At 68.7% G+C, this 16,344-nt stretch carries 19 protein-coding genes; 14 read left to right on the top strand and 5 right to left on the bottom strand.

Annotated features, from left to right (window positions below):
* Positions 1-217: 217 nt before the first annotated feature.
* A complete protein-coding gene (locus ACWD11_RS10355) occupies positions 218-2,572 on the top strand; it encodes an immune inhibitor A domain-containing protein (RefSeq protein WP_451282423.1) in 2,355 nt (784 codons plus the stop codon).
* Between the two features lie 121 nt (positions 2,573-2,693).
* The gene (locus tag ACWD11_RS10360; protein ID WP_451282425.1) at positions 2,694-3,038 is read left to right on the top strand and encodes a hypothetical protein; all 345 of its coding nucleotides are present in this window, start codon (positions 2,694-2,696) and stop codon (positions 3,036-3,038) included.
* A gap of 12 nt (positions 3,039-3,050) precedes the next feature.
* Here the strand turns inward: ACWD11_RS10360 and ACWD11_RS10365 are convergent, their stop codons facing one another.
* Positions 3,051-3,641 carry an isochorismatase family protein gene (locus ACWD11_RS10365; protein WP_451119075.1) on the bottom strand — a complete coding sequence of 197 codons (591 nt, stop codon included), beginning with the start codon at positions 3,639-3,641 and terminating at the stop codon, positions 3,051-3,053.
* Between the two features lie 74 nt (positions 3,642-3,715).
* Complete coding sequence (locus ACWD11_RS10370; RefSeq protein WP_389415743.1) at positions 3,716-5,062, bottom strand: nicotinate phosphoribosyltransferase; 1,347 nt, start codon at positions 5,060-5,062, stop codon at positions 3,716-3,718.
* Between the two features lie 57 nt (positions 5,063-5,119).
* On the opposite strand from ACWD11_RS10370, the gene clpS reads away from it, so the two are divergent.
* The 7 genes from clpS to ACWD11_RS10405 all read left to right on the top strand — a co-directional run bounded on the left by clpS (position 5,120) and on the right by ACWD11_RS10405 (position 9,838).
* Complete coding sequence (gene clpS / locus ACWD11_RS10375) at positions 5,120-5,437, top strand: ATP-dependent Clp protease adapter ClpS (protein WP_389415744.1); 318 nt, start codon at positions 5,120-5,122, stop codon at positions 5,435-5,437.
* A 12-nt stretch (positions 5,438-5,449) separates the two neighbouring features.
* Positions 5,450-6,052, top strand: coding sequence for a DUF2017 domain-containing protein (locus ACWD11_RS10380; RefSeq protein WP_389415745.1), 603 nt, complete (start codon positions 5,450-5,452; stop codon positions 6,050-6,052).
* Positions 6,053-6,386: 334 nt separating this feature from the next.
* A complete protein-coding gene (locus ACWD11_RS10385; protein WP_451282428.1) occupies positions 6,387-7,811 on the top strand; it encodes an amino acid permease in 1,425 nt (474 codons plus the stop codon).
* Positions 7,812-7,888: 77 nt separating this feature from the next.
* A complete protein-coding gene (locus ACWD11_RS10390; RefSeq protein WP_250076341.1) occupies positions 7,889-8,311 on the top strand; it encodes a Mov34/MPN/PAD-1 family protein in 423 nt (140 codons plus the stop codon).
* An 89-nt stretch (positions 8,312-8,400) separates the two neighbouring features.
* On the top strand, positions 8,401-8,496 hold the full coding sequence (locus ACWD11_RS10395) for a putative leader peptide (protein ID WP_389415747.1): 96 nt from the start codon (positions 8,401-8,403) through the stop codon (positions 8,494-8,496).
* A gap of 97 nt (positions 8,497-8,593) precedes the next feature.
* The gene (locus ACWD11_RS10400) at positions 8,594-8,881 is read left to right on the top strand and encodes a MoaD/ThiS family protein (RefSeq protein ID WP_389415748.1); all 288 of its coding nucleotides are present in this window, start codon (positions 8,594-8,596) and stop codon (positions 8,879-8,881) included.
* A gap of 6 nt (positions 8,882-8,887) precedes the next feature.
* Positions 8,888-9,838, top strand: coding sequence for a PLP-dependent cysteine synthase family protein (locus ACWD11_RS10405; protein ID WP_389415749.1), 951 nt, complete (start codon positions 8,888-8,890; stop codon positions 9,836-9,838).
* 4 nt (positions 9,839-9,842) lie between these two features.
* Here ACWD11_RS10405 and ACWD11_RS10410 read toward each other — a convergent pair whose 3' ends face one another.
* Positions 9,843-10,274, bottom strand: a complete 432-nt coding sequence (locus ACWD11_RS10410; protein ID WP_389415750.1) for a type II toxin-antitoxin system PemK/MazF family toxin — start codon at positions 10,272-10,274, stop codon at positions 9,843-9,845.
* A 212-nt stretch (positions 10,275-10,486) separates the two neighbouring features.
* On the opposite strand from ACWD11_RS10410, the gene ACWD11_RS10415 reads away from it, so the two are divergent.
* A complete protein-coding gene (locus ACWD11_RS10415; protein WP_389415751.1) occupies positions 10,487-11,239 on the top strand; it encodes an MBL fold metallo-hydrolase in 753 nt (250 codons plus the stop codon).
* Between the two features lie 63 nt (positions 11,240-11,302).
* On the opposite strand, the gene ACWD11_RS10420 is transcribed toward ACWD11_RS10415, so the two are convergent.
* Entirely contained in the window at positions 11,303-12,559 is a 1,257-nt protein-coding gene (locus ACWD11_RS10420; protein ID WP_389415752.1) for a PTS transporter subunit EIIC, read from the bottom strand.
* A gap of 134 nt (positions 12,560-12,693) precedes the next feature.
* Positions 12,694-13,986 (bottom strand): PTS transporter subunit EIIC, encoded by a 1,293-nt coding sequence (locus ACWD11_RS10425; protein ID WP_389415753.1) that lies wholly within the window; start codon positions 13,984-13,986, stop codon positions 12,694-12,696.
* A gap of 127 nt (positions 13,987-14,113) precedes the next feature.
* Between ACWD11_RS10425 and ACWD11_RS10430 the strand changes: the two genes are divergently transcribed.
* The 4 genes from ACWD11_RS10430 to rdgB all read left to right on the top strand — a co-directional run bounded on the left by ACWD11_RS10430 (position 14,114) and on the right by rdgB (position 16,319).
* The gene (locus ACWD11_RS10430) at positions 14,114-14,347 is read left to right on the top strand and encodes a glucose PTS transporter subunit EIIB (RefSeq protein ID WP_389415754.1); all 234 of its coding nucleotides are present in this window, start codon (positions 14,114-14,116) and stop codon (positions 14,345-14,347) included.
* 76 nt (positions 14,348-14,423) lie between these two features.
* Positions 14,424-15,161 (top strand): ribonuclease PH, encoded by a 738-nt coding sequence (gene rph / locus ACWD11_RS10435; protein ID WP_389415755.1) that lies wholly within the window; start codon positions 14,424-14,426, stop codon positions 15,159-15,161.
* 143 nt (positions 15,162-15,304) lie between these two features.
* Entirely contained in the window at positions 15,305-15,706 is a 402-nt protein-coding gene (locus tag ACWD11_RS10440) for a hypothetical protein (RefSeq protein ID WP_389415756.1), read from the top strand.
* A 10-nt stretch (positions 15,707-15,716) separates the two neighbouring features.
* Positions 15,717-16,319, top strand: coding sequence for an RdgB/HAM1 family non-canonical purine NTP pyrophosphatase (rdgB, locus tag ACWD11_RS10445; protein ID WP_451282433.1), 603 nt, complete (start codon positions 15,717-15,719; stop codon positions 16,317-16,319).
* Positions 16,320-16,344 lie beyond the last annotated feature (25 nt).

Genomic DNA, 16,344 nt, shown 5'->3' on the forward strand with positions numbered 1-16,344 from the left:
GACGGGGTCGCGCGCCTGTCCAGCGGGGCGCGGGTGTCCGTAAAGCGGAATTCGACTCCGCATAGTGCAGTTGACCTGTTCAAGTCAAGGTCTGTCTTTTCCGGTGAACCTCTAGTCGAATGACGTCACTTGACTACACGCGTTGATCACGCGCGCGCGAAACCCATGACCAGGAACCCTCCCGTCGCGCGCGCTCGAACGCGGGGGAGGATCTCAAGTGACGAACAGGACCTGGACGTTCAGAGCGGCCGCGACGGCTGTCGCGCTCGCGGCGGCCACCGCCACGCTCTCGGCGTTCACCATGGCGCAGGCCGACGACACGGCCACGAGCCCCATCGACCGGCACGACCCGGCGCCGGTGCACCACGAGCACGAGCACGACCTCGAAGGCCCGCTGAGCAAGACGCAGGACGCCCAGCGCGAAGAGGCCCTGAAGCAGGTCATATCCGGCAAGGCCGAGGTGACCGAGCGCGAGGGCTCGAAGGTCGTCGAGCTCAAGAGCAGGAAGGGCGACAGCAAGTACGTCGAGCTCGGCCGCGAGAAGACCGACAAGATCTTCACGATCCTGGTGGAGTTCGGCGAGCAGACCAAGCCCGAGTTCGGCGGCACCCCCGGCCCGCTGCACAACCGGATAGCCGAGCCGGACCGCACCCAGGACAACAGCACCGCCTGGCAGGCGGACTACAACCAGAAACACTTCGAGGACCTCTACTTCGGCACCGGCAAGGGTGTCGAGTCGATGAAGAAGTACTACGAGAAGCAGTCCTCGGGCCGCTACTCCATCGAGGGCGAGGTCTCCGACTGGGTCAAGGTCCCCTACAACGAGGCCCGTTACGGCAACAACAAGTGCGGTGAGACCAACTGCCCGAGCGTGTGGAACATCGTCAGTGACGGTGTGACGGCCTGGGTCGCCCAGCAGAAGGCAGCGGGGCGGACCGACGCCGAGATCCAGGCGGACGTCAAGCAGTTCGACCAGTGGGACCGCTACGACTTCGACGGCGACGGCGACTTCAACGAGTCCGACGGATACATCGACCACTTCCAGGTCGTGCACGCCGGTGAGGACGAGTCCGCGGGCGGCGGCGCCCAGGGCGAGGACGCGATCTGGGCCCACCGCTGGTACGCCTTCGGCACCGACGCCGGCGCCACCGGGCCGGACAACAACCGGCTCGGCGGCGCGCAGATCGGCTCCACCGGCATCTGGGTCGGCGACTACACGGTCCAGCCGGAGAACGGCGGACTCGGCGTCTTCGCCCACGAGTACGGCCACGACCTCGGTCTGCCGGACCACTACGACACCACCGGCGGCGGCGAGAACTCCACCGGCTTCTGGACCCTCATGTCCTCCGGCTCCTGGCTGGGCACCGGCAAGGAGGCCATCGGTGACCTGCCCGGTGACATGACCTCCTGGGACAAGCTCCAGCTGGGCTGGCTCGACTACGCCAAGGCGAAGGCCGCGACCAAGTCGAAGCACAAGCTGGGCGTCGCCGCGTACAACACCAAGAACAAGCAGGCGCTCATCGTCGACCTGCCCAAGAAGGCGGTGACGACCGAGATCGTCGCCCCGGCCGAGGGCACGCACCAGTGGTGGAGCGGCAGCGGCGACAACCTCAAGAACACGCTGACCCGTTCCGTCGACCTCACCGGCAAGGCGTCGGCGACGCTGGCCTTCGACGGCTGGTACGCCATCGAGGCGGGCTACGACTACCTCTACACCGAGGTCTCCACCGACGGCGGCGCCAACTGGACCGCCCTGGACGGCACCGCGGACGGCCGGGCCATCCCGCGCGACGGCAGCGACAAGCCCGCGCTCAGCGGCTTCTCGGAGACGTACCAGAAGCTGTCCTTCCCGCTGGACGCCTATGCCGGCAAGAAGATCGACCTGCGCTTCCGCTACGCCACCGACGGCGGCGTGGCCGAGAAGGGCTTCACGGCCGACCGGGTCTCGGTCACCGCGGACGGTGCCGCGCTGTTCACCGACAACGCCGAGACGGCGGACGCCGCCTGGACGGCGAACGGCTTCCAGCGCATGGGCGCGTCGTTCACCAAGGACTACGCGCAGTACTACATCGCCGAGAACCGCCAGTACGTGTCGTACGACAAGACACTGAAGGTCGGCCCGTACAATTTCGGCTTCTCCACGACCCGTCCGAGCTGGGTGGAGCACTACCCGTACCAGAACGGCCTGTTGATCTGGAAGTGGGACACCTCCCAGGCGGACAACAACACCAGCAAGCACCCGGGCGTCGGTCTGATCCTGCCGGTCGACTCGCACCCGACGGCGCTGAAGTGGTCCGACGGCACGCCGATGCGCAGCCGGATCCAGGCCTACGACTCGCCGTTCAGCCTGCAGCGCACGGACGGCATCACGCTGCACAACGCGGACGTCGCGACCAGGATCCCCTCGTCGAAGGGGGTGCCGGTCTTCAACGACCACACCCACACCTACTACGACGCGGCGACCCCGCTCGCCGGTGTCAACGTCACTGACACCAACACCAAGATCAAGATCGTCAAGGAGGCCAAGAACGGCTCGACGATCTCGGTCGAGGTCGGGCCCGCGGTGAAGTAGGCAGCGTTTCCGCAGGTCAGAAGCGTATCGGCGGCACCCCCTGGCGGGTTGCCGCCGATCCGTGTTTAGGTGCGTCCTGTGGCTCTCTTATTGACACCGACGCACCCGGGGATGTGACCGCATGGCCGCAGGAGGTTTCTGCAAGCTGCCGACCGGCAGCGTGGTGGTGGCGCTGAACCTGCCGACGCCCACCCCGCACGGCACCGGCTCGGTCCGTTTCCTGGTGCACGCCCAGAACCGCGCGCGAGCCCTGACCAGGCTCCGCAATCTGGGCCTGCGGGCGGTCTACCTGCGCGGCAACGCCGCCCCGCCGACCCCGGACGAGATCACCGCGGTCCTGCACCACCCCGACGGCCTGATATGGCGGACGGCCCCTGACAACGGTGTCGCCCTGCCCCCGGACCTCGCCCAGGAGCTGTGGCGCCCGATCAAGGCCCTGCTGCGAAGACCGACGGCACAGGCCTAACCGGGCACACGCCTACGCGACGACCGGCTTCCCGGTCAGTTCGATGCCGGCCTCGCGCATCTCCTCCAGGGCGCGGCCGGTGGTCTCCTCGGCGACCCCCGCGGTCAGCTCCAGCAGGACACGCGTACGCAGACCCTCCCGGGCCGCGTCCACGGCCGTGGCCCGGACGCAGTGGTCGGTGGCGATGCCCACCACGTCCACCTCCGAGACCTCCCGGTCCCGCAGCCAGTCGGCGAGCGTCACGCCGTTCTCGTCGACCCCCTCGAACCCGCTGTAGGCGGCCGCGTACGCCCCCTTGTCGAAGACGGCGTCGATCGCGCCGGAGGCGACCGCCGGGGCGAAGTTCGGGTGGAAGCCCACGCCCTCGGTGCCGGCGACGCAGTGCGCCGGCCAGGAGTGGACGTAGTCGGGGTTGTCGGCGAAGTGGCCGCCGGGCGCGATGTGGTGGTCGCGGGTGGCCACCACATGCTGGTAGCCGGAACCGGCGGCCTGTCCGACCAGCTCGGTGATGGCGGCGGCGACATCCGCGCCCCCGGCCACCGCGAGACTGCCCCCCTCGCAGAAGTCGTTCTGCACGTCTACGACGATCAAGGCGCGGCGCATGATGGCTGTCCTTCGACTATGGGTGAACTCACGAGCCTAGAGACTGGGACGGCACTGCGGGAGGGGCACCGCAGTTAGCTACCCGACCGAACCGGGACGTACTCCGTCGGAAGGACGGGTTCCCCTCGGGACAGCTGGGCCGCGGACAGCGGCAGCCCCGCGCGGGCGGCGATGTGCCGCTCCCGTACGACGTCCAGCGGCTCCCGGGCCACCACCTCGCCGCCCTTGACCAGCTGCACCTGCAGCTGCCGGTCGGCCAGCTCAGCGGGGACCGCCTCCGTGCCGACGACCTCGGCCTCCGCGATGCCGTACCGGTCGAGGCGGCGCGCCGCCCACTTGCGGCCGCCGATGGAGGTCTTGCCGCCGGAGGACTTCTTCGCGACCGGCACCAGCGGGGCCTTCGGGTCGGCGGACTCGGCACGGGCGACCAGCTTGTAGACCATCGAGCAGGTCGGGTGCCCGGAGCCGGTCACCAGCTGGGTGCCGACGCCGTACGCGTCCACCGGCGCCGCCGCCAGCGAGGCGATGGCGTACTCGTCGAGATCCGAGGTCACGATGATCTTCGTGTCCCGCGCGCCCAGCTCGTCCAGCTGCTGGCGCACCCGGTGGGCCACCAGGAGCAGGTCCCCGGAGTCGATGCGGACGGCGCCGAGCCCCGGTCCGGCGACCTCCACCGCCGTACGGACGGCCTCGGTGACGTCGTAGGTGTCCACCAGCAGGGTGGTGCCCCGGCCGAGCGCGTCGACCTGCGCCCGGAAGGCGTCCCGCTCGCTGTCGTGCAGCAGGGTGAAGGCGTGCGCCGAGGTGCCGACGGTCGGGATGCCGTAGCGGAACCCGGCCGCCAGGTCGGAGGTGGTGGTGAAGCCGCCGACGTACGCGGCGCGCGCGGCGGCGACCGCGGCGAGCTCGTGGGTGCGCCGGGCGCCCATCTCGATCAGCGGCCTCTCCCCGGCCGCCGAGGACATCCGGGAGGCGGCCGCGGCGATGGCCGAGTCGTGGTTGAGGATCGACAGGATCACCGTCTCCAGCAGCACGCACTCGGCGAAGGAGCCCTCCACCCGCATGATCGGCGAGCCCGGGAAGTACACCTCGCCCTCGGGATAGCCCCAGATGTCGCCGGTGAAGCGGTAGCCGGCGAGCCAGTCCAGGGTCTCCTCGTCGACGATGGCCCGCTCGCGCAGGAAGCCGAGGACGCCCGGGTCGAAACGGAAGTTCTCCACGGCGTCCAGCACCCGGCCGGTGCCCGCGACCACGCCGTAGCGGCGCCCCTCCGGCAGCCGGCGGGCGAAGACCTCGAAGACGCTCCGCCGTTCGGCCGTGCCCGCTTTCAGGGCGGCCCGGAGCATCGTCAGCTCGTACTGGTCCGTGAAGAGCGCCGTCGAGGGAACATCCACCGGCAGCCCAAGGTCCGCTGTGTTCATAGCGAGGACTGTACCCCACTTCGCGTCAGTGTGACGATTTCTGGTGCCCGTGGCAGCATGGGCCATGTGACGTCACCCGCTCCCGTAGAGATCGAACGCACCGAGTCGGCGGAAGAGGTTTCCGCCGTTCCCGAGCCCGACGTCCCCTGGGTGACGATCGTCCACAATGACCCGGTCAACCTCATGAGCTACGTGACGTACGTCTTCCAGACGTACTTCGGCTACTCCAAGGACAAGGCCACCAAGCTCATGCTCGACGTCCACCACAAGGGCCGTGCGGTCGTCTCCAGCGGCAGCCGCGAGGAGATGGAACGCGATGTGCAGGCCATGCACGGCTACGGCTTGTGGGCCACCCTCCAGCAGGACCGGAAGTAGCGACGACCGCTGATGCCAGGAACCTTCGAACCGCTCCCCGGCGGCGGCGCGGCCGTCGCCCTCGACGACGTCGAGATCTCCATCATCCGGTCCCTGGCCGTCCAGCTCCTGGAGCTGATCGGGCCCGGACCCGGCGCGGAGACCACCGAGGACCCGCTCGCCGAACTCTTCGCCGACGGCCCGAGCGAACCGCCCGCCGATCCCGTACTGCGCCGGCTGTTCCCGGACGCCTACGGCGACCCCGAGGGCACGCCCGGCCCCGAGCAGGCCGAGGAGCAGCGCGCGTACTCCGCCGAGTTCCGCCGCTACACCGAGAACGACCTGCGCGCCGGCAAGCGGGACAACGCCCTCGCGGTGATCCGCTCCCTGGACGAGCTCAGCGCCGCGGGCGACGGCGGGGCGGTCCTGAAGCTGTCGGTGGAGCAGTCCCGCCAGTGGCTGAGCGCCCTCAACGACCTGCGCCTGGCGATCGGCTCCCGCCTCGACATCGTCGACGAGGACGACACCGACCTGCTCTACCGGCTGCCGGACGAGGACCCGCGCAAGCCGATGGTGATGGCCTACCTCTGGCTGGGCGGGCTCCAGGAGACCCTCGTCTCCACACTCATGCCCTGATCGTGACGGTTGTGCCCAGATGATGTGTTCGCTCAGCGGACGCTCAAATCCGGATAACGATCACATCACCCTCCCGGCCGACTGTGTCCCTTTCGCGCCCTCTTTGCCCACTTCTCCGTGTGCAATGCGCCACAAATCGCCTCGTTGATCAAGATGGCGGCCGTGATAAATCTTCACGACCGCCCGGCGAACACCACCCATGTTCCGTCCGGGTGCGCCACCGACCGGCAGACCGCCGGTCAGGCAGAACGCTCCAGTCAATCCGGGGGGATCGAGATCCGGTCCGCGGCCGACGACAGGCCCGGGTCGGTGTGGAGAAAGGCGCACCAATCACATGACCTCCGTCCAGGTCGACACGGAGAAGGCTCCGGAAGAGGGCTACGAGCGCGGCCTCGGCAGCCGCCAGGTCCAGATGATCGCGATCGGCGGCGCCATCGGCGTCGGCCTCTTCCTGGGTGCCGGGGCGAACATCGCCAAGGCCGGTCCGAGCCTCATCCTCATGTACGCCCTCGCCGGCGTCATCATCTTCTTCATCATGCGGGCACTCGGTGAGCTGCTCCTCTACCGCCCGGTCTCGGGCTCCTTCGCGGAGTACTCCCGCGAGTTCCTCGGCCCGTTCTTCGGCTACTTCACCGGCTGGACGTACTGGCTGATGTGGGTCGTCACCGGCATGGCCGAGCTGACGGCCGCCGCGATCTACGTCAACTACTGGTTCCCGGAGATCCCGCAGTGGGTCACGGCCCTGGTCTTCCTGCTGGTGCTGTTCGCCGCCAACCTGATCTCGGTGAAGCTGTTCGGCGAGATCGAGTTCTGGTTCTCGATGGTCAAGGTCACCGCCCTGATCGGCATGATCGTGATCGGTCTCGGCGTGCTCACCTTCGGCTTCAGCTCCGCCGGTGACACCGCCGCGGTGTCCAACCTCTGGGCCTTCGACGGGTTCTTCCCCAAGGGCGTCGGCTCGTCCCTGATGACCCTCCAGGGCGTCATGTTCGCCTACCTCGCCGTCGAGCTGGTCGGTGTCACCGCGGGCGAGTCCGAGAACCCGGAGAAGACCCTCCCGAAGGCGATCAACACCCTGCCCTGGCGGATCGCCCTGTTCTACGTCGGTGCCCTCACCGTCATCCTGTGCGTGGTCAAGTGGACCGAGTTCAGCGAGGGCGTCAGCCCCTTCGTAGCGGCCTTCGCGAAGATCGGCATCCCGGCGGGCGCGGCCATCGTCAACTTCGTGGTGCTGACCGCCGCCCTGTCCTCCTGCAACTCCGGCATGTACTCCACGGGCCGCATGCTGCGGAACCTGGCCGACAGTGGTGAGGCCCCCGCGGTCTTCAAGAAGCTCTCCTCCACCAAGACCCCGGCCTTCGGCATCACGATCTCCGTGCTCTTCATGGGCATCGGCGTGATCCTGAACTACATCGTCCCGGAGAAGGCCTTCGGCTACGTCGTCTCCGTCGCCACCGCGGCCGGTATCTGGACCTGGCTGATGATCCTGGTCAGCCACGTCCGCTACCGCCGCGCGGTCGACGCGGGCCGGCTGCCGGCCTCGTCCTTCCCGGCCCCCGGCGGCGCGAAGTGCAGCTGGGTCGCCATCGCCTTCCTGCTCTTCGTCACCGGCATCATCGCCTACGACGCCGACTCCCGCGTCTGCCTGTACGTGATGGCGGGCTGGGCGGCGGCGCTGGGCATCGGCTGGCTCGTGCTGAAGTCCCGGAACCCCGAGGTCACGCGGCGCCGTGAGGCGGAGTTCGAAAAGGTCGGCTGACCAGCACCGTCCTAGCATGTGGGCGGCTTCGTACCACTCTTCGGTACGGAGTCGCCCTTCTGCTTATCCTGGCGGGCATGCTGACCATCACCCAGGCCCTCGTCGACCAGATCGTCGCGCACGCGCGCAAGGACCATCCCGACGAGGCGTGCGGCGTCATCGCGGGGCCGGCCGGCGCCGACCGCCCCGAGCGCTTCATCCCGATGCTGAACGCCGCCATGTCGCCCACGTTCTACGAGTTCGACTCCGGCGACCTGCTCAAGCTCTACCGCGAGATGGACGACCGGGACGAGGAACCGGTGGTCATCTACCACTCCCACACGGCCACCGAGGCCTACCCCTCCCGCACCGACATCTCCTACGCCAACGAGCCGGGCGCGCACTACGTCCTCGTCTCCACCGCCGACACCGACGGCCTCGGGGAGTTCCAGTTCCGCTCCTTCCGGATCCTGGAGGGCGAGGTCACGGAGGAGGAGGTCAGGGTCGTGGAGGCCTACTGAATCCCGTCGATCTCGGATCGTGGATGATTTACGTCCGGATGGTGAGATCACACTCCTGGAGCCGGTCCGGGAATCGATACGATGAGCCCATGGTTCTTCTCGACGTGAGTGACAAGGCGCCGGGCTCGCTGCTCGTTGCGCGGCTGCACGTCGACCTGTGCAGGCTGAACAGCGCCATCTGTTGACCGTCCCGCTGCAGCCGTACGGCCGTGCCGCCGCGGCGCGCCATCGACGCGCGCGCCCACTGAGACCAGACCACTTTTCCGACAGGAGCCCCTTGCCATGGCCATCGAGGTCCGCATCCCCACCATCCTCCGCCAGTACACCGACGGCAAGAAGGCGGTGGAGGGCAGCGGTGACACCCTTGCCGACCTGTTCACCGACCTCGAGACCCGCCATGCGGGCATCCAGGCCCGGCTCATCGACCAGGCGAACGGCGAGCAGCTGCGCCGCTTCGTGAACGTGTACCTCAACGACGAGGACGTCCGCTTCCTCGACGGCATCAACACCAAGCTCACCGACGGCGACAGCGTCACGATCCTGCCGGCCGTGGCCGGCGGCATGGTCTGATCCCGTATGCGCTACGACTCCCCGCTGGCCGCGGTGGGCAACACCCCTCTGGTGCGCCTGCCGCGGCTGTCGCCGTCCGCCGACGTCCGGATCTGGGCCAAGCTGGAGGACCGCAACCCCACCGGCTCGATCAAGGACCGCCCGGCCCTGCACATGATCGAGCAGGCGGAGAAGGACGGCCGGCTCACCCCGGGCTGCACCATCCTGGAGCCCACCTCCGGCAACACCGGCATCTCTCTCGCCATGGCGGCCAAGCTCAAGGGCTACCGCATGGTCTGCGTGATGCCCGAGAACACCTCCCAGGAGCGCCGGGACCTGCTCGGCATGTGGGGCGCGCAGATCATCTCCTCCCCGGCGGCGGGCGGCTCCAACACGGCCGTACGCGTGGCCAAGGAACTGTCCGCCGAGCACCCGGACTGGGTGATGCTCTACCAGTACGGCAACCCGGACAACGCGGGCGCCCACTACGCCGGCACCGGCCCCGAGATCCTCGCCGACCTCCCGTCCATCACCCACTTCGTGGCCGGTCTCGGCACCACGGGCACGCTGATGGGCGTAGGCCGCTTCCTGCGCGAGCACAAGCCCGACGTGAAGATCGTCGCCGCGGAGCCGCGCTACGACGACCTGGTGTACGGCCTGCGCAACCTCGACGAGGGCTTCGTGCCCGAGCTGTACGACGCGTCGGTGCTGACCACCCGCTTCTCCGTCGGCTCGGCGGACGCGGTCACCCGCACCCGGGAGCTGCTCCAGCAGGAGGGCATCTTCGCGGGCGTCTCCACGGGCGCCGCCCTGCACGCCGCGATCGGCGTCGGCAACAAGGCGCTGAAGGCGGGGGAGTCCGCCGACATCGTGTTCGTCGTGGCCGACGGCGGCTGGAAGTACCTGTCGACCGGCGTCTACACGGCGGCGACGACCGAGGAAGCGATCGAGACGCTGCAAGGACAGCTCTGGGCGTAGCCCCTCAGCCCGCCAGGTGTCGGACCTGGTCCCACAGGACCGGGTCCACCACCCCCGCCTTGCGGCGGAAGTCCCGCACCGGCACCTCGCGCAGCTCGTCCGTCTCCAGGAAGCTCGCCCGCCCCTGAGCGTCGCTCACCGCACCCGGCGGCAGCGGGATCACCCCCGACCGCTCGTCGTGGTACTGGCTGGTGATCTTCGCGACGCGCACCCGCCTGCCGTGCACCGCCAGCACCAGACACGGCCGGTCCTTCGCCCCCGGCCGGTCCTCGAACGGCACACTCGCCCACCAGATCTCCGTGGGCCGCGGCCGCACGGCCTGCCGACGCCGGTCCAGCCGCCCGGAGGTCCTGCGCCCCCACCCGTCCACGAGTGCGGCGACGAGCGCGAGCAGCACCACCGCGGCGAGCGCCAGCCACCACCATGACGTGTCCATACGACGACGTTACCGGCGCGCGCTCAGCTGCGCGCGCCCTTCCCGCGCCTCAGGCGCCCCACTGCCAGCCGAACGCGTGACACCACAGGTGAGTTCGCCCACAACAGCCCTTGGCGGAGGAGCGACCCGCCCTTTCGCGCCTTACGCTCGACGAACCGCACACCCCCGTCGCCCCCCATCCGGACATCCCCGCCCGCGGAGGTTTCTGCTTCATGAAGCTCACCGTCGTCGGCTGCTCGGGGTCGTTTCCGTCCGCGGAATCGGCCTGCTCGAGCTACCTCGTCGAGGCCGACGGCTTCCGGTTGCTCCTCGACATGGGCAATGGCGCCCTCGGCGAGCTGCAGCGCCACTGCGGTCTCTACGACCTCGACGCGATCTTCCTGAGCCATCTGCACGTCGACCACTGCATCGACATGTGCGCCTACTTCGTCGCGCGGTACTACCGGCACGACGGCGGCCGCTGCGCCCCCATCCCGGTCTACGGACCCGAGGGCACGGAGCACCGGCTGACCACGGCCTACGCCGACACCCCCTCGGCCTCCTCGATGAGCGAGGTCTTCGACTTCCACACCGTCAAGCCCTCCACCTTCGAGCTCGGCCCGTTCACGGTGCACACGGAGCGGGTGGCCCATCCGGTGGAGGCGTACGGCATCCGCGTCGAGCACGGCGGGCGGTCCCTGACGTACTCCGGCGACACCGGTGTCACCGCCACGCTCGACGAACTCGCCCGCGACACCGATCTGTTCCTGTGCGAGGCGGCGTTCACGCACGGCAAGGAGAACATCCCCGACCTGCACCTCAACGGCCGCGAGGCGGGTGAGACGGCGGCCCGGGCGGGCGCCCGCCGCCTGGTGCTGACCCACATTCCCCCGTGGACCGACCCCCGGACCAACCTGGCCGACGCGCGCGCGGTCTACGACGGTCCGGTGGAACTGGCGGCGCCGAGGCGGACGTACGAGATCTGAAGGCCACGTGCACGGAGGCCCCGGAACCAGCTCGGTTCCGGGGCCTCCGTCCTGTCGTACGGGCTACTTGGCCTCGGCCTTCTGCAGCTCCGCCAGCTCCTCGTCGGACTCACGGCCCGGCGTCGGAAGGTTGAACTTGGTGATCGCGAAGCGGAAGAGGACGTAGTAGACCGCCGCGAAGACCAGGCCGATCGGGATGATCAGCCAGGGCTTGGTGGACAGCGACCAGTTGAGTCCGTAGTCGATGGCACCCGCGGAGAAGGTGAAGCCCGCGTGGACGCCGAGCGCCCAGGTGATCGCCATGGACAGGGCGGTGAGCACCGCGTGGATCGCGTAGAGCACCGGCGCGATGAACATGAACGAGAACTCGATCGGCTCGGTGACACCGGTCACGAAGGAGGTCAGCGCGAGCGAGACCATCATGCCCATCACGGCCTTGCGGCGCTCGGGACGAGCGGCGTGCGCGATCGCGATCGCGGCGGCCGGCAGGCCGAACATCATGATCGGGAAGAAGCCCGACATGAACTGACCGGCGTCCGGGTCGCCCGCGAAGAAGCGGTTCAGGTCGCCGTGCACGACCTCGCCGGCGGCGTTGGTGAAGTCACCGATCTGGAACCAGGAGACGGTGTTGACGAACTGGTGCATGCCGATCGGGATCAGCGCGCGGTTGATCAGACCGAACAGACCGGCACCCGCGGCGCCCAGACCGGTGATCCACTCGCCGACGTCCGAGATGCCCTCACCGATCGGCTCCCAGACCAGGCCGAAGAAGACGCCCATGACGGTGCCGACGAAGGCCATGATGATCGGCACGAGACGGCGGCCGTTGAAGAAGCCGAGCCAGTCCACCAGCTTGGTGCGGTGGAAGCGCTGCCACAGCACGGCGGAGAGCAGACCCATGAGGATGCCGCCCAGGACACCCGGATTGTTGTAGGTCGCGGCTATGTCCGCGCCCTTCTGCACCTTTGCCTCAGTGACCGGGAACGCCTTGAGGACATTGCTGTAGACCAGGAAGCCCACCAGCGCGGCCAGCGCGGTCGAGCCGTCGGCCTTCTTCGCGAAGCCGATCGCGACACCGATGCAGAACAGCAGCGGCAGGTTGTCGAAGATCGCGCCACCGGCCGTGGCGAAGACCGCCGTGACCTTGTCGGGCAGGTTCAGCTTCTCCTGAACGTCGGCCTGGCCCAGGCGCAGCAGAATGCCCGCCGCGGGCAGGACGGCGATCGGGAGCTGGAGGCTGCGGCCGACCTTCTGCAGGCCCTGGAACAGACCGGATCCCCACTTCTTTGTGGGGGCCGCCGATGCGGTGGCGGTGCTCATAGACTTCCTCCATCGGGTGGTGGTCTACACCACTCAGTGGTGTAGACCTGTTCTAGCACGATGAAGGGCACATAAGGAACCCGCGATTCCGTCACCGGAACCGCGGGTTGCGCAACCGTTATTCGAGGCTTTCGTCAGACCTTTGTGACGTCCTCCACCTCGTCCTCCGGCTCCCGTCCCGGCGTCTTCAGATCGAATCTCGTGATCGCGAACCGGAAGATCACGTAATACACGACTGCGAAGACCAGGCCGATCGGAATGATCGCCCACGGCCTGGTCGCCAGATTCCAGTTGATGACGTAGTCGATGAGCCCGGCGGAGAAACTGAAGCCGTCGTGCACCCCGAGCCCCCACGTCACCGCCATCGACACACCCGTCAGCACCGCGTGCACCACGTACAGCAGCGGCGCGATGAACAGGAACGAGTACTCGATCGGCTCGGTGATGCCCGTGACGAACGAGGTCAGCGCCACCGAGAGCATCAGACCGCCGACCTCCTTGCGGCGGTGCGGCTTCGCGCAGTGCGTGATGGCCAGGGCCGCGGCCGGCAGCGCGAACATCATGATCGGGAAGAACCCCGAGGTGAACTGGCCCGCGTCCGGGTCGCCCGCCAGGAACATGTTGATGTCGCCGTGCACCTCGGTGCCGTCCGGCTTGGTGTACGTGCCGAACTGGAACCAGATGGGCACGTTCAGGAACTGGTGCAGGCCGATCACCAGCAGGGCCCGGTTCGCGATGCCGAAGATGCCCGCACCCCAGGCGCCCGCGTCGCTCAGCCAGTCGCTGAAGCTCTCCAGCGCGTCACCGATCGGCGGCCACACCCACAGGCACAGCGCGGCGAAGGCGATGGCGACGAACGCCATGATGATCGGCACCAGCCGGCGGCCGTTGAAGAAGCCCAGCCAGTCCACCAGCCGGGTGCGGTGGTAGCGGGCCCAGAAGAAGGCCGCCAGCAGGCCGATGACGATGCCGCCGAACACCCCGGGGTTCTGGTAGGTGAACGCCTGCACCGTGCCGTCGACGGTCCCCTGGCAGCCGACGTTCGGGACCGCCTCCGTGCCGTCCGGGCAGTCCTCCGGGAACTGGCGCAGCACGTTGTAGTAGACGAGGAAGCCCGCCACCGCCGCCAGCGCGGTCGAGCCGTCCGCCTTCTTCGCCATGCCGATCGCGACACCGATGCAGAACAGCAGCGGCAGCCCGAGCTGGCTGTCGAGCAGCGCGCCGCCCGCCCCGGCCATCACCCGGGAGATGTTGTTCCAGCCGAGCCCTTCGTCGCCGAACACATCGGGCTGGCCCAGCCGGTTCAGGATGCCCGCGGCCGGCAGCACGGCGATCGGGAGCTGAAGACTGCGGCCCATCTTCTGCAGGCCCTGGAACGCCGACTGCCACCGCCGACGTGCTGGAGAGATCTCGGTGGGGGCATTCATCAGTTGGCGACCGCCTGTCAGGTGGTGTAGACCAGTTATCGACGATTGGGTTGCTGTGACGTCATCTTTCGGTACGTACGGCGCAATCGCTCGTAAAGTTGGGCCAACTGTGCGTGAGGAGACCGAAATGGCCAGCAAGGCTGAGAAGATCGTTATCGGACTCGGCGGTATCGAGAACATCGAAGAAGTCGAGGGCTGCATCACGCGCCTGCGCACCGAGGTCGCCGACGCCTCCCTCGTCGACGAGGCGGCCCTCAAGGCGGCCGGCGCCCACGGAGTCGTCAAGATGGGCACGGCGATCCAGGTCGTCATCGGCACCGACGCCGACCCGATCGCGGCGGAGATCGAAGACATGATGTGAGCACACCGCTCACCCCTGAAGGGGCCCTCCCCCCGCGGGAAGGGCCCCTTCCGCATGTCCCGCTAGGCTCATCGCCATGTCACGCATCGACGGCCGCACCCCCGAACAGCTCCGCCCCGTCACCATCGAACGCGGCTGGAGCAAGCACGCCGAGGGCTCCGTCCTCGTCTCCTTCGGCGACACCAAGGTCTTCTGCACCGCCTCCGTCACCGAAGGCGTCCCGCGCTGGCGCAAGGGCAGCGGCGAAGGCTGGGTCACCGCCGAGTACTCCATGCTGCCCCGCGCCACCAACACCCGCGGCGACCGCGAATCCGTCCGCGGCAAGATCGGCGGCCGCACCCACGAGATCAGCCGCCTCATCGGCCGCTCCCTGCGCGCGGTGATCGACTACAAGGCGCTGGGAGAGAACACCATCGTCCTGGACTGCGACGTCCTCCAGGCCGACGGCGGCACCCGCACCGCGGCCATCACCGGCGCCTACGTGGCCCTCGCCGACGCCGTGGCATGGGCCCAGGGCAAGAAGCTGATCAAGGCCGGCCGCAAGCCTCTGACCGGAACCGTCGCGGCGGTCTCGGTGGGCATCGTCGGCGGCGTCCCGCTCCTCGACCTGCGCTACGAGGAGGACGTGAAGGCCGAGACCGACATGAACGTCGTCTGCACCGGCGACGGCCGCTTCGTCGAGGTCCAAGGCACCGCGGAGGCGGAGCCCTTCGACCGCGACGAGCTCAACTCCCTGCTGGACCTGGCGGTCCTGGGCTGCACCGAACTCGCTGTCCTGCAGCGCAAGGCCCTTGATACCGTCCTCGAAAAGTAAAGGACGCACCAAGCAGGGCGTCCGGCACGGGCAACCACGCCGACCGCCCCCGCGTCACTAGGGGTACGGGCGCACGACACACCGTCGCGCGCCCGGCCAGGCACGGGGGCCTGTGGAAGGCCTGAGCACGGGAGGACACCAGCATGGGCGCGAGCCGACGCAGACGGAGCCGTATCACCATGGTCGCCGCGGTGGCGGCCGTAGCGCTGACCACCGGACTGACCACCGGCTGCGACGCCGTCAGCAAGGCGCTGGACTGCGTCCAGACCGCCGAGGCCGTCGCCGACAGCGTGACCGACCTTCAGCAGGCCGTCGAGAGCGCGGCGAACGACCCGACGCAGGTCGACGAGTCCCTCGACTCCATCGACCAGAACCTCAACGACATCGGCGACAAGACCGACAACGCCGACGTCGACAAGGCCGTCGACGACCTCGCCACCGCGGTCGACAACGTCCGTACGGCCATCGACAACGGCGACGAGACCCCCGACCTCACCCCGGTCACCGACGCCGCCGGCGAACTGACCAAGGTCTGCACACCCTGATACTGGGGGCATGACCCGCCTGATCCTCGCCACGCGCAACGCCGGAAAGATCACCGAGCTGAAAGCCATCCTCGCCGACGCAGGTCTGCCCCACGACCTCGTCGGCGCGGACGCCTTCCCGGACATTCCGGATGTCAAGGAAACAGGAGTGACGTTCGCCGAGAACGCCCTCCTCAAGGCCCACGCCCTGGCCCAGGCCACCGGCCTGCCCGCGGTGGCCGACGACTCCGGCCTCTGCGTCGACGTCCTGAACGGCGCCCCGGGCATCTTCTCCGCCCGCTGGGCCGGCCGCCACGGGGACGACCGGGCCAACCTGGAGCTGCTGCTGGCCCAGCTGTCCGACATCGCCGACGAACACCGGGGCGCCCACTTCGCGTGCGCGGCGGCGCTGGCCCTGCCGGACGGGCAGGAGCGGGTGGTGGAAGGCCGACTGAGGGGCGTCCTACGGCACACCCCGACCGGCACGAACGGCTTCGGCTACGACCCGATCCTCCAGCCGGACGGCGAGACCCGCACCTGCGCGGAACTGACCCCGGAGGAGAAGAACGCGATCAGCCACCGGGGGAAGGCGTTCCGGGGGTTGGTGCCGGTGATCCGGGAGCTGCTGGGCTGAGTTCAGGAAAGGGCCCCGCACCTTC

Source organism: Streptomyces sp. NPDC002776 (assembly GCF_053592195.1).